We start from the raw sequence: 16,382 nt of genomic DNA on the forward strand, positions 1-16,382 counted from the left end.
TAAGCTAGGCATATACTAAATATAGATCAATGAGCAACGATTCCAGATCAGTTGGAGGTTCGTTTTTATGACAACATATCATTTTGTTGGGATTAAAGGGACTGGAATGAGTCCACTTGCACAAATATTGCATGATATGAAATATTCGATTCAAGGCTCGGATATCGATAAATACATCTTTACCCAACAAGCATTAGAAGAAAGAAATATATCGGTGTTGCCGTTCCAGGCTGAAAACATCAATGATGACCAGGTCGTCATTGCGGGTAACGCTTTTCCGGATGATCACGAAGAAATTTCGAAAGCCAATGAATTAGGTGTGCCGATTTATCGGTACCATCATTTCCTAGGTGATTTCATACAGAAGTTCACAAGCGTAGCAGTGACTGGATCACACGGTAAAACATCGACTACAGGATTGCTTGCTCATGTGTTAGGAGCAGCTCATCCGACATCGTACTTAATCGGAGATGGATCTGGAAAAGGTGTGGAAGACAGTCAATACTTCGTATTCGAAGCATGCGAATACCGTCGCCATTTCCTTTCATACGAACCGTCCTACGCGATCATGACGAACATCGATTTCGATCATCCAGACTATTTTAAAGACGTAGATGACGTATTCGATGCATTCCAATCGATGGCGATGCAGGTTCAGCAAGGAATCATCGCATGCGGGGACGACCCACACTTGCAGAAGATCCAGGCGAATGTACCGGTTCTTTTCTACGGATTGAATGAGAACAACGATTTCCAAGCTGGAAACATTCAAGTGAGTAAAGAGGGTACAACATTCGATGTGTTCGTCCGTAATGCATATCACGAGACGTTCACGATTCCTGGATATGGTACACATCATGTGTTGAATGCATTATCCGTCATCGCACTTTGTCATTATGAGCAAGTGGATGTGAACATCTTAAAAGAACAGTTGAAAAACTTTAAAGGTGTTAAAAGACGTTTTACAGAAAAGCATGTTGGGCAACAAGTGTTGATCGATGATTATGCACACCACCCAACTGAAATCAAAGCGACGATCGAATCGGCAAAACAAAAGTATCCAGACAAAGAAGTGGTCGCGATCTTCCAACCGCACACGTATACAAGGACCCAGACGTTCTTGAAAGAGTTCGCGGACAGCCTCGGACACGCAGATGCTGTTTATCTTTGTGATATTTTCGGTTCTGCACGTGAGGACAGAGGCAACCTTACGATTGAAAACCTGCAGGAGCGAATCGATAACTCCCACATCATCCGGGAAGAAACCATCGATTTACTATCAAAGCACACCAACAGTGTACTCTTGTTCATGGGTGCAGGTGACATTCAAAAATATCAAAAAGCCTACGAAAGCCAAATGGCATCGTAAGCACGAAACTGTAGTTAAACCAGAACCGAATCCGGTTCTGGTTTTTTCATTTAGGTGGATTTTGCTCCGACTTGTGGAACTTTCTAGCTCACTTGTGGAAGGTTTACATTTACTTGGGGAACTTCCCCTCATACTTGTGGAACTTTTGTTTTAACTTGTGGAAGTTGGGACTATTTAACTATACCAATCTCCATAAAAAAAGCGTCCTCAACGTGAGAGGACGCTTTCCCTTAAGATATTACTTCAAGTTTTCCGGGTTAAGAGGTTCTAATTCTGGCAGAACGAATCTTCCGTCTTTACGGATCAATACGCCGTCGAAGTAGATTTCCCCTCCGCCGTAATCAGATCGCTGAATGTTCACGAGATCCCAGTGGATGTTGGAATCATTGCCATTGGCTGCTTCTGCATAGCACTGGCCTGGCGTGAAGTGGAAGCTGCCGTCGATTTTCTCATCAAACAGAATGTCCTGCATCGGTGTTTGAATGAATGGATTGACGCCGATTGCAAATTCTCCGATAAAGCGTGCGCCTTCGTCTGTATCCAAGATCTTGTTGATTCGTTCAGTATCATTTGCGCTCGCTTCAATGATTTTGCCGTCTTTGAACGTGAAGCTTACATTGTGGAAGACGAAACCTTGATAAGGTGATGGAGAATTGTAAGTAATCGTCCCATTGACTGACTCACGTACTGGAGCTGTGTACACTTCACCATCAGGCAAGTTCTTATGTCCTGCACATTTGATCGCTGGAATGTCTTTGATGGAGAACGTCAAGTCCGTACCTGGTCCTTTAATGTGAACCTTGTCTGTACGGTTCATCAAGTCTTCAAGTGGGCCCATCGCATCGAGCATCTTGCTGTAGTCGAGGTTACAAACATTGAAGTACAAGTTTTCGAAAGCTGTCGTACTCATGTCTGCAAGCTGGGACATGTTCGGTGTTGGATAACGGAGTACACACCACTTCGTTTTCGGTATACGGATGCCATGGTGGACACCTTTATAAACTTTCTTTTGGTACATCGCCATTTGCTCAGAAGGAACATCAGACATCTCTGAAATGTTGTTGCCAGAGCGGATGGCAACATACGCATCCATCTCCTTCATGATCGTTTCTTCGAATTTCCCTTGCAACGCCAATTGCTCTTCCTTCGCTTCCATCAGTAACGCACGTTGCGTCGTCTCATCTTTGATGTTTACGAATGGAAAACCGCCAGCCTTGTAAGCTTCCTCTACAAGTGCATTGACGAGCTCCCGCTGATAGCCTGTATTCTCAATCAGGACTTTCTCTCCAGGCTGAAGATCGACGGAGTATGTAATGATGTTGTTCGCTAAAGCTTGAATTCTAGGATCTCTCATTTTCATGTCTCCTCTCAATTTTTCCTATATGATTTCCCAACTTCTATTGTACTTTATTTCAACTTTAGAAAAAAGCTAGGAGGATTGTTTGTGATTTGCAGCGAATTTCATTAGAATAGGGTACAACTAGTTTAGGGAATAGACAGATTGGGAAATGGAATACTAAACAGGAGGTGGTATACGTTATGGAAATAATCTTGTATTTAAGTGTAGCTCTAATTGCAATTGCGTTTGCAGTACTGGTCGTATTTATCTCTCGAACATTGAAATCACTCCAATTGACGTTGACCAATGTCGCAAAAACACTCGACGGACTTGAGAACCAACTTGATGGAGTATCCAGGGAAACAACAGATTTGTTACATAAAACAAACCGTCTGGCAGAGGATATCCAGCAGAAATCAGAATCCCTTAACTCAGTATTCCACGGTGTGCGTGAAATCGGAGACAGTCTCTCCACCGTCAGTCATTCCGTAAAAAATGTTTCGACTCGAATTGCACGTGAAGGTGAGAAGAAGTCCGATACAGTCTCGCAAGTCGTGCAGTGGAGTAATGCAGCATTAGATATTTATGAAAAATTCAAACTTAGAAACAGAAGAATAGAGCGTACGACAGAACCAAAATAGAGGAGGAATTGTAAATGACAAATGACAAGAACAACCAAAACTCTAACATTGACACGAAGGACTTCTTGATTGGAACATTAATTGGAGGTATCGTAGGTGCAACAACAGCACTTCTACTTGCTCCTAAGACTGGTAAAGAGCTTCGTACGGATCTCAACGACCAGGCTTTACAATTGAAGGACAAAAGTACTGAAGTAGCAACAATGGCTAAGGAGAAGTCTTCCAACCTTGCACAATCCGTCAGTACTCAAACTTCCCAGGCTGCCAACAAAGTGAAAGAATTCTCCAACAACGTGAAGACTGATTACACCAATTGGAGAAACAAAGACAAGATGGATGAGCTTGAAGAAGAATACAACGAAGGTAAAGCGGATGCGATTGAAGACGCAATGCAAACACCTAACAAAGAACTAGACGAGATGGAAACGAACTACGAAGAAAAGCATACGCCTGAATATAAATAATCGTTAAAAGGTAAGAACATAGAAGTGCCGGCGTGCTCAAATGGATGGCGAATTTCATTTTTGAGTCTGTCCGGCACTTTTATTTGTTGGCTGCTTTCGCGAGCTTTGTTGCTCTTGAGAGTTGTTGATTTCCGCTTCAGGTACTCGCTTTCCGCGGGGCGTGCGGTGAGCCCACTCGTCGCTTTGCGACATTGATTGGTCTCACCTGTCCCGCTGATCCCGCTGGAGTCTCGCACCCTACTCTCCAATCAAATTACACAAGATGTTTTTTATAAAAACACCTAAAAGCAGCAATCCTTAGGAAAAGAGCATATTTTTTAGAAGGCAACTGATAAACATAGACATTTTTACAAAAGGAGCAATGATTCATGAAAAAAATCACGAGTTGGGATGAATTTAAGTCCATTGATACATCCAAACCATTTTACTTTCTAAAGAACAGTACGACTTGTCCGATCAGCGGTTCTGCTTATGAAGAAGTGGAGAAGTTTGCAAAGGATCATCAAGATATTTCTGTCTATTACTTGAACGTTCAAGAATCACGTCCATTATCCAATCAGATTGCCGAAGAATATGGGGTGAAGCACGAATCTCCACAGCTTTTCCTATTCAATGGGGACCAAGTGGTATTCCATGACTCTCATTGGAACATCACTTACGATAAATTGGACCAATTGACGAAACAACATATCTGATTTTTTCTGAAAAGTGCTCAAAGGTAGACGTCACCCGCAAGGTAGACTAAACTAGTATTGAATCATTCTTAGTAACAATGGCTTACTTATATTCTAGGAAGTGAAATTATGAGCAATCAAGAACTCGACCACTTACGAGAACAAATCGATCAGATAAATCTGCAATTAGTTGAGATGCTGAACAAGCGTGCCGAAATCGTCCAGGAAATCGGTCATGTAAAAAAGAAGCAAGGGATGAATCGCTACGAGCCAGTTCGTGAGCGGCACATGCTGAATCTTATTTCAGAACATAACCGCGGTCCATTAGAAACGACTACTTTGCAACACTTGTTCAAGCAGATCTTTAAAGCTGGTCTAGAGCTGCAAGAAGACGAGCATCGCCAGGCTTTACTCGTATCACGTAAAAACCAACCTGAAAATTCGATTGTCGATGTACTCGGTGAAACGATCGGCGATGGCAGACAACGAATCATCGCAGGTCCTTGTGCCGTCGAATATTATGAGCAAGTCGACGCAGTCGCTGAAGCAGTCAAAGCACAAGGCGTGAAACTGTTGCGTGGAGGTGCATTCAAACCTCGCTCCTCTCCATATGACTTCCAAGGACTAGGGATGGAAGGCTTGAAAATTTTAAGAGATGTAGCCCGAAAACACGGTCTGGCTGTGATCAGTGAAATCGTGAATCCAGCAGACATCCAGGAAGCGACCGAGTATGTCGACGTCATCCAAATCGGTGCACGGAACATGCATAACTTCGAACTGTTGAAAGAAGCTGGACGAGCATCGAAGCCTGTCTTGCTGAAACGCGGCCTTTCCGCAACCATTTCGGAATTCATGAACGCAGCTGAGTACATCATGTCTCAAGGAAATGGTGACATCATCCTTTGTGAACGTGGAATCCGGACCTATGAGAAAGCGACGCGAAACACACTCGATATTTCAGCTGTACCGATTTTGAAACAAGAAACACACTTACCGGTGTTTGTCGATGTGACGCACTCGACCGGGCGACGTGACATCCTGCTCCCAGTAGCGAAAGCTGCACTTGCCATTGGAGCGGACGGCGTCATGGCTGAAGTCCATCCAGATCCAGCTGTCGCGCTATCTGATGCCACTCAGCAAATGGACATCGATCAATTCAATGAATTTGCTAACGCTTTGAAACAATCGTATCCAGATTTAATTTAATTTTTAGATTAGGATAAGATAAAAGTAGACCATCGTTTGGAAACAACAACGTGCAGAATAGGAGGCCGTTATGAATAACAATTCAACCATTTATGATGTTGCAAGAGAAGCCGGAGTATCGATGGCAACCGTTTCACGTGTTGTGAACGGGAATCCAAACGTTAAACCAGCAACTCGGAAGAAAGTATTGGACGCAATTGAACGACTCGGTTACCGACCGAACGCAGTCGCTCGTGGACTCGCAAGTAAAAAGACGACCACAGTCGGTGTCATCATTCCAGATATCTCAAGCATTTTCTTTGCTGAACTCGCTCGTGGAATCGAAGATATCGCAACGATGTACAACTACAACATCATCCTATCCAACTCTGATCAAAACAAAGATAAAGAAATCCATTTGCTGAACACGATGCTTGGGAAGCAAGTAGATGGAATTGTCTTCATGGGTGGGACGATTACGGAAGAACATGTAGAGGAATTCAAACGCTCACCGGTACCGATTGTCCTTGCAGCGACGATCTCACCGGACCAAGAAATTCCGACGGTGAACATCAATTACACAGAAGCTGTTTATGATGCAATCCATTTCTTAACGGAACAAGGCCATGAAAGAATCGGAATGGTATCAGGACCACTCGAAGACCCGATTAACGGTCATCATAAGTTCTCCGGTTACCGTAGAGCCTTAGATGAAGCGAACCTTGAGATGAAGGAAGACTTCATTTACATCGGTGACTACACGTATGACGCAGGAATTGAGGCTGTAGAGAAGTTCTTATCCCTCGATGACAAACCATCTGCAGTATTTGTAGGAACGGATGAAATGGCATTAGGTGTCATTCATGGCGCACAAGATAGAGGCTTGAAGATTCCTGAGGATCTGGAAGTCATCGGATTCGACAACACGCGTCTCGCGTCCATGGTTCGCCCGACACTGACAACGGTCGTTCAACCGATGTACGATATCGGAGCGGTAGCGATGCGTCTTCTCACCAAATTCATGAACAATGAAACCGTCGAAGATCGTACCGTCATTCTCCCACACCGTATCCAACTACGCGACTCAACGAAATAATGACTATTTAAAACACGTAGCACAAAAAGAGCTACGTGTTTTTTTCTTTAAATAAAGGACATAAGATCCTCTGAATTGAAATAAATGGTATTCCGTTAAAGGGCAGGATTGTTGAATAACTGATTGGGGAATGAATAACAAATTAGTATTAATTTTTATTATATTTTTATGAAAGACATGAGGTGTAGAAATGTCAATTAAAAACAAGGTGATGATGGAGAGTCCAGGATTATGGGAGAACTTTAATAAATGTATAGCCGATATAACAGAAGCATCATTGGAAGAGAATTTCGATGGAAACTTGTGTTCATATATGGTTAAGGATCTTATTGTTGATTATGTAGAACCTTATATGATTTTTATTATTTTTTGCAGGTTAAAGGAATTTAATTACAGCTATAAAGATAGGGATAAAACTTTATACGACATCTCTTTTCGATTTAAAAATTATTATTGTGTTTTTTCATATGAAAAAATGGGGCTTATATTATCCATTAATACACAAGATGAGAAAATAATCGGTGATTTGTTTAAAAAAGTTAATAGTGCAATTAGAATAACCAATTTATTACTTAATTCAGTAGTTGAGGAAGCAATTAACCATGGTAATTTTACTTTAGAAAATCGTTCTGGTTTATTAAGGCAAAGATATTTATATTTTAGAGAAAAAGCAAAGGATCTAAATCCTATTAATCATGATCGTGTAAAAAGGCTACGTGACATAGAAAAACAAAAGGAAGTCATCTTTAATACCCAATCAATGCTAGACGCTTATTTTAGCTTTCATGAACATATTTTAATACTATTACTACCTTTTAAAGAATTTAATAAAAGCATAGAAAAAGTTACTGATTTACTTTCAGCTAATTGGACATATAAATATAATCGTATTTTTAATCCACAAGATAATCCAGTATATATGAGTTGGTTTAATAAATTAAAATATTTGAAGGAATTACGAAATAAATATGCTCATGGAGGATTTGAAAAGAAAAACGGTTCGTTCTTTCCACATATTGAGGGGGTGGGAATAATACCTGTTCAGCCTCCAGAAAGTAGTAGTGGGATTTACTCTCTACTACAGATCAATGATATTCACTTTCATGAGATATGTAAAATAATAAACGAGTATGAAAGCTTTTTATTTGAGTCAAATTGGAAACTACCATTAACTATTTTAGAAAGCGGACTAGACATTAGATATGACGATGAATATATTAAACGTCTTAAAGATGCTATAAAATCAGAGGAAAACCTTGAGTCTTTCTTAGAATTTGAATTTGAAATAATTGATCGTGCAGCAAATATGGATTGGTGAATGGTTTCTTTATCCTATCAAAAACCACGAAAACTTAAAAAAGAGTGTGACGATGTAGTTAGACATAATAAAATAAAGAAACAAGAGACGGGTTTGTGGAAGACTCAGTTCAGAGATGGCCCTTATTATTTAGAAAGCTATTGGAAAGGAACAGTTGATGGGTTATACCAAAAATAGGAAAAGTATGATAGAAAATGAAATTCATTTAGAGGTAGAGTTATATGCCTAAAATTGACAATATGTTAGCGATTCTATGGATGCTTCGTTCAGGTGAAAAAATTACTGCACAACAGATTTCAGAAAAGTTAGAGATGAATATAAGGACTGTGTATCGTTATATTGATACGATTTCAACGAGTGGAGTACCTATCATTTCAGAACCAGGACATAATGGTGGATACACTTTATTGAACAATTTTATTGAAGCTCCTCTTTTTTTTGATTTTGAGGAGCAAACTTCACTATTTCACGCTGCTGTATTTGCAGAAGAAGCCGGATATTATGGTGGTGAGGCACTAAATAGAGCCCTTTCAAAACTAAATAACTTCTCAAATAAAGAGCAGAAAACAAAGATAAACCAACATTTAACGAGTCTTGAAGTGATCAGTCGATCATGTTCACTTTCTATGGAACAACTTTTGAAGGAGTTGGAGCAGACCGTAGCTGACGGGTACTCAATAAAATTTGTTTACCATAAAAGTGGCGAAAAACAGTTAGATGATAGATTAGTCGATCCGTATAGAATGATTTATTGGAATAATAAGTGGTATGTGATTGGATTTTGTCATTTTAGAAATGATATCCGTAGTTTTAGAGTAGATCGCATTGAAAGTCTAATGCTAACCGAAAATAAGTTTAACCGGCCCAAAAATTTCTCAGCACGTGACTTTTTTACAAGAAATCTTCTTCCAGCTATAGAAGATAAGGAAGGGGGGATTTCTTTCGTTATTAGTGGGGATAAAAGTGTATTGAATGATATTTGTCAACATTGGTTTTTAGGACATTATTTACAAGAAAGGACTTCAAATCGAGCCGTTTTTCTTCTTGAAAAAGATATAATCCATACATATGTACCTTATTTACTTTTACCGTACAATCAATCTATTAAAGTGATTGAGCCAATCAGTCTAAAGAAACGCCTTGTTGAAGTTCTGTCGGAATTAATAAAATTTCATGAAGTATAATCACTTCCCTGACGCTAAATGTCAGGGAAGTTTTATTATACTGGCTATATCAAATGTGATTGGAGTGTTATTGGATGCAAACAAAAAAGGTTTTTTTATATGTATTTAATACTATGTCAGACTGGGAATATGGATATTTAATTGCTGAATTAAACTCAGGAAGGTATTTCAAAAAAGATTTAGCACCTTTAAAAGTAATGACAGTAGGAGCTAATAAAGAAATGATTACGACGATGGGAGGGCTGAGCATAAAACCAGATATGTCCTTTGATGAAATTACACTTGAGCGTAAAGATCTTTTAATTTTACCAGGAGGGACTACTTGGAGTGAAGACATTCATCAGCCTATCTTGGAAAAAATCGGCCAGGCTTTAAAGAATGGCACGATTGTTGCTGCAATTTGTGGCGCCATTGAGGCCCTCGCGAATAGGGGATACTTAGATACTAGAAGGCACACAAGTAATGACTTAGAATATACCAAAATGGTAAGTCCTAACTATAAAGGAGAAAAATTTTATGATTTCGAGTCTGCCATATCTGATGAGAATTTAGTTACCGCATCAGGAATAGCTCCGCTGGAATTTGCCATGGAGGTACTTAAAAAAATAGATGTATTTACACCAAATACATTACATTCATGGTATAACCTAAATAAAACGAATGAACCTGAATATTTCTTCCAGTTGATGAATTCTAATTAATAAATGAAGTGACACATTGTGACGTATATCTTGAATCACTCGTGTCTCTAATGATTGAAGATATACGTTCCCTTATTTCATTTAAAAGATTGTATTACAGTCATCTATTTGAAATAATTGGTATTAGATTGGAAGCGAGGGGACGGTTCGAACGCTTCCAACATGAAGCATAAGAACCGTCCCCTCGCTTGATAGTAATTAGAAATCAATCGTATGCAGTTAAGGAAGAATGATTGTTAATAAACAGCGATTGAAATATCTTGATATCAAATCTTCCGTTAAAGGGGGCTAATCATTAATAAAGGTTAGCTCTCTTCTTTTTACTAATAAGGATTGCCTTATCATGATTGTTTTGAAATAATTGGGTCTAAATCGCATCAAACAACCCATTGGGAAATGTCGTTGAGAAGAGGTACTTTAATATGTCTTTGAAGTTAGAAACAGAACGATTAACAATGCAGCCATTTAGTATAGTAGATTCAAGCAGAATTAAGGAGTTAGCAAATAACATAGAATTAGCTACTATTCTGGATCTTCCTTTTCCTTATGAGCTAGAACATGCTGAGGAGTGGATTGCTATTCAACCAGAACAGATTCAAAAGGGACTCGAGTACCCTCTAAAAATAGTAAACAAGAAAGAAAATGAAATAATTGGAACGATCACTTTAAGAGTTGATAAGAATAATAATAAGGGTGAACTTGGTTATTGGATTGGTAGAGATTATTGGGGGAACGGGTTTGCAACAGAAGCTGTAAATAGGATTATTGAATTTGGATTTAATCAATTGGATTTAAACAAAGTATGGGCCTCAGCTATTTCTAGGAACAAAGCTTCAAGCGTTGTTTTAGTAAAAGCTGGCTTTCAAAAAGAAGGAAGATTAAAACAAAATAGACTTTTACAAAATAAATATGAAGACGTTGATGTGTATGGGCTCTTAAAAATTGATTATAAGAGTTGGTTTTTTAAACAATCAGGAGAGCTTGCTTAAATGAAAGATAAGGAGAGATTAATGACACTGGAAGTAGAAAGGTGATAATAGTGATGATTTTTGAAAAGAACGAAATAAACAAGTGGAAAATTGAGTTAGAAATTATGAATTCAAATTCTTCCTATAACCTTCTGTCCAAGAATAAAAAAACTATTAGTTTTAAAGATATAAATTCTGAGTTTGAAGAATCAAAAAAGCTAAATACCACTAGATTATTAATCAAGAAGTCTGAAAAGTACATTGGTTTAGTCGATTACTGCATAGAAAATCCCACTGATAATACACCTTGGATAAGTTTGTTTGTAATTCATAAGCAGTTTCAAGGTTCTGGAAACTCTCTTGAAGCATTTCGACATTTAGAAAATATAATTAGACTAGAAGAAAAGAAAAGTTTACGTTTGGCAGTACATAAGGAGAATGAGAAAGGTTTAATGTTTTGGACTAAACTAGGTTTCAAAAAGTTTAAAGAAGTAATTCTTGAAGGAAAACCACACTATTGTTTAGAAAAGGACTTATAAGTCTTTATTCAAGAAAAGGGGGCTTTAATGGAGTAACTTTTAGAAAGAAAAGAGCTTGGAGGAGATCCTCCAAGCTTTTTTGTTGTGAATTTTATTGTGAATCCGTACATGAATTTTATGTACCTTGTTATTTAGTATGTGATCTTGCATTCTGTTACCTCATAAAAGAACCTGTTACGTAAAGCGTTATATGTTTTTTAATCCCATAAAGGAATTTCACACCTTTAACTTGAAATATAGGATAACTGATAAGCGGAGCATTAAAGGAGGAACGGTTATGACTGTGAAAAATAAAACAGAGTTGTCCCTAGAACAAAGTGAAGAATTACTTGGCGTGTTAAAAGAACGATTTGAAAACAATATGAATCGACATGAAGGTCTGGAATGGTCCAAAGTAGAAGGAAAATTGAGTTCAAATAAAGAAAAACTATGGTCGCTTAATGAAATGGAAAGAACCGGTGGAGAACCCGATGTAGTTGATTATGATCAAGAGAACGACACCTACATTTTTTATGATTGTTCAGCGGAAAGTCCTAAAGGGCGGAGAAGTGTTTGTTACGACCGTGAAGCACTTGAATCAAGAAAAAAACATAAACCTGAAAACAACGCCATCGATATGGCCGCACAATTGGGAATAGAACTCCTTACTGAAGAACAGTACAGAGGATTGCAGGAGCTTGGCAATTTCGATTTGAAATCCTCGAGTTGGGTGCAAACCCCTCATGATATTAGAGAATTAGGTGGTGCGCTTTTTTGTGATAGTCGATTCGGTCATGTCTTCGTTTATCACAATGGTGCAGAATCCTACTATGCTGCCAGAGGATTTCGTGGATCCCTAAAGGTCTAATCTTGTATCAATATTCTTCCAAGAAGAAATACACATCCAATTGAGTATGAAGGAAAATAAGACATACAAAAAAGAAGGAGTGTTCATTGGATGACAGAAAGTCAGATGAATCGTAAGGTTGACGGATTCTTAAGGAAGGACACTAAGTGGAAAGAAGAATTCGAGTTGTTAAGAAAGATTGTTCTTGATTTCGGACTGACCGAGGATTTTAAGTGGATGCATCCATGTTATACGTTAGAAGGAAAGAACATTGTATTAATCCATGGATTCAAAGAATATTGCGCACTTCTGTTTCATAAAGGGGCTTTGTTAAAGGATCCACATGGAGTACTAATTCAACAGACAGAGAATGTACAGTCAGCGCGTCAGATACGGTTTACGAATGTCCAAGAAATAGTTGAAATGGAAGACATTCTAAAAGACTATATTCTGGAAGCTATTGAAGTTGAAAAAGCTGGTTTGGAAGTAGAAAAGAAAACAGAGATTGAAATTCCTGAAGAACTCCAAAATAAATTCCGTGAAGTACCCGACTTACAAAATGCCTTTGAAGCATTAACGCCTGGACGGCAAAGAGCGTATACACTCTATTTTTCTAAAGCAAAACAATCGAAAACCCGGGAGTCAAGGATTGAAAAATATGTACAGCATATCCTTGATGGAAAAGGTATGCATGACTGATAGTGACTGTATTAAGTAAGACAATTAGTAGAATTAATCCAGTACAGAAGACGGGCAGTCAAAAGGGTTCCCGTCTTTTATTGTGGAATACATTGAGTCGTAGATACTCCTTCTACATCAAAAGTTGTAGCTATTTTCCATCCTATATCGGAAGCCATCCTATGTTTTTACTTGTATTCTAAAGATAGAGTTATAGACTTAACTAGGATCAAGGAGGCTGGTTGAATGCAGTTATTTCATTACCATTGGTGGACAGAACGACCGGAAGAGATGGAAAAATTCTATGAACGGTTGGGTTTTGAAACTACTTTAAGAGTCGGCAGATATAATGGAGAGTTTCAACAATTCAATCCACCGTTAACGTGGGAAGACTTCAGAGACAAAGGCATTCAGTTTAGAATTATTGAAATGGTAAAAGGTCAAACCAATATCACATTTGGTCAAGGGAAAAGGGATATGTTCGATCACATCGGTGTTCTAGTAAGTGATACGGAGTACAAACAGATTATAGACAACGCAACACAATTAAAGTGGACAGTTAATGAGGGAGAACGGAGAACATTTGTTACGACTCCTTGGAAATTTAAAATTGAACTTCAGAAACGAAAAGAAGTCGTAAGTGAAGAAAAACATACTTTCATAGAAAACATGACCATTCGCTTACCTTTTCAAAATGACCCTGAATTAATTGGTAGACTTTTGGACCTGAACAAACTTCAGAAAACAACAGACTGTGTAAAGGTAGGCAATTATTCATGGAACATCACTTTCAATAAAGGTAACCAAACCAGGTTAGATTCAGTTGTATACTTATCAAATGATTCACTGGATGAAGAAGATCCTGTGGGAACTAAATTAAGAAGTAGACAGTATTAAGTAATGACTAAACTTTCCAATATTAAAAAAGCAGGTGTATCAGATATGAAAGCTGTAATTCAACAAGAGTATGGGGATGCGAACGTACTGCAGTTCTCTGAAGTTGAAAGACCAAAAATTAAAGAAGGTGAAGTATTAATTCGAACTTCCTATACAAGTGTGAACTACGCGGATATCAAAAAGCGAAAAGGAAACAAAGGGAATGGTAGTTTCCCTTTCATATTGGGTCTGGATGTTGCTGGGACAATAGAAGAAGTGTCTTCAAATTCGAGGTTTACAAAAGGATCTCGCGTCATCGCTTTTCCTAAAAACGGTTCTTACGCAGAATATGTTGCTGCGAACGAACAACTCGTTTTTGAAATTCCTGATCATCTTTCCATGGAACGAGCGGCTACAATGCCAACCGTATCTATATTATCTTATACTCTTTTACATGAGATTGGACAAGTACAAAAGACAGATACGATTGTCATACATAGCGCAGGTGGAGGGGTTGGATCCATGCTTATTCAACTAGCCAAACTAGCGGGTGTCAGAAATATTATAGGAACAGTTGGAAACCTTGATAAAGAGCCATATGTGAAGAGATTAGGGGCTGATTCAGTCTATACTTACGATACATTCGTGGATGGTGTCTTAAATGAAACGAATAATCAAGGTGCGAATGTTGTCTTTGATTCGGTTGCAGGTGATGTGTCGAGATCAAGTCTGGATTGCTTAGCCCTTTATGGGACACTTGTTCAGTTCGGGAACAGCAGTGGCAAATCGGGATCTTTAAGTACGAACGATGTACATAGCAGCTGTAGAAACATTAAGGGATTCAGTTTGGGTACGACTAGAAAACATCATCCAGAACGACTTGCTCCTGCTGCAGAAAAAGTCATACAGTTGTTTGCTTCTAATAAGGTGGACCTCCAAATATCACAGATATTCAGTTTAGAAGAAGCTTCCCAAGCTCATCAATTAATTGAGAGCAGAGATTATGAAGGTAAAGTTCTGTTGAAAATAGATAAATAATTCCAAGTATATGAAAGAAGGACCCTACAAGTGAAAAGATTGATACTATTTTGCCTGATGTGTTTAACGATTATTTTAACCAGCTGCTCACAATCCCCTGATTACTCGGTACTTGAAGAAGAAGAGATCAAGGATCTACCAACTGTCTCAGGTTACATAAAAGAATTACAAACAAATAAAAAAGAGTATCAGGGCTACAAAATATTCGATTCCGCGGATGATAAAAAAGTCGTTGTGATATCCTCAGGAAATGGAAAGAGCGTGGTTAAGGTTAATCAAGTGGAACAATCCAGCAAAGACACTGCAATTACTATTTTACAAACAGACCAAGCTTCCGAACATGAAAATTCCTATGTAGTTGTACAGATAGAAGAAATCGTTGGAGCTTTCTATGTATTTGAAAGAGTAGAATATGAAGAGGCTCAATGATTACAAAAAGGGAAAAGCCCCATTTCAATGAAGAAATAGGGCTTTTTTCCTGCGGTAGTCATGTTTTCACGGTCTGTTTTTTCACAGGAATGTAGATGTCCATCTGTATGTTTTCTGATCCGTGACATCTTTCATCATACGCTCCATATCAAATGTCCCTCCATGTTCATATCCGGATTGTGGGAACCATTCGGTAAATACATAATTCCAGGTGGATTGAATGGAAGAGGGGAACGATTCCTCATTTGCTTTCGGTGTTGTGAACACGGCGTATTCCATCTCCGGGAAACTTCTGTACACCATACCATTAGGGGCTTGAGTTCCTTCTGCTACTTCCATTCCTATGATATAGACGAACTCACCTGTTTCAGGGGAAAAGTCGGTACAAATGCCAAGCTCGACATTTTTGTGAAGCGGGTCCGGGATGTTTGAGCCTAATTGATTTTGAATATACTGTTGCCAGAATGCTGGGATGTCTTTGTTGTTCTGCCCATCTTGATTCTTTGTTTTCAGTTCGTAGCCAATGATGTGAAAAGCCGGTTTTGTAACAAATTTCGGTTCCATTGTGTTACCTCCTGATATGAGTTTAGGATTTAAGCAGGCTTTGGCACGTAATGGACCAGAAAGGCTAGTGGCGTTACGGTATTGCCTCGGTGTCACGGCAAAGTACTTTTTAAACGCACGGTTGAACGATTCGTGATATTGAAAGCCCACATCAAGGGCAATATCAATCACTTTATCATCTGAAAAATAAAGTCGTTCTGCTGCAAACGTCAGCTTTCTCCTTCTCACGTAAACCATCACAGGCTCCCCAACCATGGCTTGGAAAACCCGATGATAATGGAACGGAGAAAAACAAGCGATTGAAGCCAACTCCTCAAGTGTAATCGGTTCTTGAAGGTTTTCTTCGATGTAATCGAGCGTACGCTGTATACATACCACATAATCCATATCCATTCACCTGCCTATATCCACAATACCAATCCCTGAAATTTTGTTCTTAACCTTTATTGCTATCTTCATTTTACGTTGAAAAATAGAGACAGCCAACAAGGTT

The 16,382-nt window shown here is 38.7% G+C and carries 17 protein-coding genes and 1 pseudogene; 16 read left to right on the forward strand and 2 right to left on the reverse strand.

Features of this window, described 5'->3' with window-relative positions; genetic code table 11:
* Positions 1-67: 67 nt before the first annotated feature.
* Positions 68-1,369 carry a UDP-N-acetylmuramate--L-alanine ligase gene (gene murC / locus ACXQIQ_RS17575; protein WP_439301092.1) on the forward strand — a complete coding sequence of 434 codons (1,302 nt, stop codon included), beginning with the start codon at positions 68-70 and terminating at the stop codon, positions 1,367-1,369.
* Between the two features lie 238 nt (positions 1,370-1,607).
* Here the strand turns inward: murC and ACXQIQ_RS17580 are convergent, their stop codons facing one another.
* Positions 1,608-2,723, reverse strand: coding sequence for an aminopeptidase (locus tag ACXQIQ_RS17580; RefSeq protein ID WP_439301091.1), 1,116 nt, complete (start codon positions 2,721-2,723; stop codon positions 1,608-1,610).
* Between the two features lie 185 nt (positions 2,724-2,908).
* Here ACXQIQ_RS17580 and ACXQIQ_RS17585 point away from each other — a divergent pair, with 185 nt between their 5' ends.
* The 15 genes from ACXQIQ_RS17585 to ACXQIQ_RS17655 all read left to right on the forward strand — a co-directional run bounded on the left by ACXQIQ_RS17585 (position 2,909) and on the right by ACXQIQ_RS17655 (position 15,325).
* Entirely contained in the window at positions 2,909-3,349 is a 441-nt protein-coding gene (locus tag ACXQIQ_RS17585) for a DUF948 domain-containing protein (protein WP_439301090.1), read from the forward strand.
* A 14-nt stretch (positions 3,350-3,363) separates the two neighbouring features.
* Positions 3,364-3,813 (forward strand): YtxH domain-containing protein, encoded by a 450-nt coding sequence (locus ACXQIQ_RS17590; RefSeq protein ID WP_439301089.1) that lies wholly within the window; start codon positions 3,364-3,366, stop codon positions 3,811-3,813.
* A gap of 368 nt (positions 3,814-4,181) precedes the next feature.
* Complete coding sequence (gene ytxJ, locus ACXQIQ_RS17595; RefSeq protein ID WP_439301087.1) at positions 4,182-4,508, forward strand: bacillithiol system redox-active protein YtxJ; 327 nt, start codon at positions 4,182-4,184, stop codon at positions 4,506-4,508.
* 108 nt (positions 4,509-4,616) lie between these two features.
* A complete protein-coding gene (locus ACXQIQ_RS17600) occupies positions 4,617-5,693 on the forward strand; it encodes a bifunctional 3-deoxy-7-phosphoheptulonate synthase/chorismate mutase (RefSeq protein ID WP_439301086.1) in 1,077 nt (358 codons plus the stop codon).
* Between the two features lie 70 nt (positions 5,694-5,763).
* Entirely contained in the window at positions 5,764-6,768 is a 1,005-nt protein-coding gene (gene ccpA, locus ACXQIQ_RS17605; protein WP_439301085.1) for a catabolite control protein A, read from the forward strand.
* A 190-nt stretch (positions 6,769-6,958) separates the two neighbouring features.
* Positions 6,959-8,086, forward strand: a complete 1,128-nt coding sequence (locus ACXQIQ_RS17610; RefSeq protein ID WP_439301084.1) for a hypothetical protein — start codon at positions 6,959-6,961, stop codon at positions 8,084-8,086.
* 221 nt (positions 8,087-8,307) lie between these two features.
* On the forward strand, positions 8,308-9,270 hold the full coding sequence (locus tag ACXQIQ_RS17615; protein WP_439301083.1) for a helix-turn-helix transcriptional regulator: 963 nt from the start codon (positions 8,308-8,310) through the stop codon (positions 9,268-9,270).
* A gap of 74 nt (positions 9,271-9,344) precedes the next feature.
* Positions 9,345-9,971, forward strand: a complete 627-nt coding sequence (locus tag ACXQIQ_RS17620; RefSeq protein ID WP_439301082.1) for a type 1 glutamine amidotransferase family protein — start codon at positions 9,345-9,347, stop codon at positions 9,969-9,971.
* A 422-nt stretch (positions 9,972-10,393) separates the two neighbouring features.
* Positions 10,394-10,960, forward strand: a complete 567-nt coding sequence (locus ACXQIQ_RS17625) for a GNAT family N-acetyltransferase (RefSeq protein ID WP_439301081.1) — start codon at positions 10,394-10,396, stop codon at positions 10,958-10,960.
* A 53-nt stretch (positions 10,961-11,013) separates the two neighbouring features.
* Positions 11,014-11,478 carry a GNAT family N-acetyltransferase gene (locus tag ACXQIQ_RS17630; protein ID WP_439301080.1) on the forward strand — a complete coding sequence of 155 codons (465 nt, stop codon included), beginning with the start codon at positions 11,014-11,016 and terminating at the stop codon, positions 11,476-11,478.
* A gap of 277 nt (positions 11,479-11,755) precedes the next feature.
* Positions 11,756-12,325, forward strand: coding sequence for a DUF4256 domain-containing protein (locus tag ACXQIQ_RS17635; RefSeq protein ID WP_439301079.1), 570 nt, complete (start codon positions 11,756-11,758; stop codon positions 12,323-12,325).
* Positions 12,326-12,415: 90 nt separating this feature from the next.
* Positions 12,416-13,003: a YdeI/OmpD-associated family protein gene (locus ACXQIQ_RS17640; protein WP_439301078.1), complete on the forward strand. Its 588-nt coding sequence runs from the start codon at positions 12,416-12,418 to the stop codon at positions 13,001-13,003.
* A 225-nt stretch (positions 13,004-13,228) separates the two neighbouring features.
* Positions 13,229-13,879, forward strand: a complete 651-nt coding sequence (locus ACXQIQ_RS17645) for a hypothetical protein (RefSeq protein ID WP_439301077.1) — start codon at positions 13,229-13,231, stop codon at positions 13,877-13,879.
* A gap of 45 nt (positions 13,880-13,924) precedes the next feature.
* Entirely contained in the window at positions 13,925-14,896 is a 972-nt protein-coding gene (locus ACXQIQ_RS17650; RefSeq protein ID WP_439301076.1) for a quinone oxidoreductase family protein, read from the forward strand.
* A 30-nt stretch (positions 14,897-14,926) separates the two neighbouring features.
* The gene (locus ACXQIQ_RS17655; protein WP_439301075.1) at positions 14,927-15,325 is read left to right on the forward strand and encodes a hypothetical protein; all 399 of its coding nucleotides are present in this window, start codon (positions 14,927-14,929) and stop codon (positions 15,323-15,325) included.
* 58 nt (positions 15,326-15,383) lie between these two features.
* Here the strand turns inward: ACXQIQ_RS17655 and ACXQIQ_RS17660 are convergent.
* A pseudogene (locus tag ACXQIQ_RS17660) lies at positions 15,384-16,276 on the reverse strand (AraC family transcriptional regulator).
* Between the last annotated feature and the right edge of the window lie 106 nt (positions 16,277-16,382).

Source organism: Pseudalkalibacillus sp. Hm43, assembly GCF_054170705.1.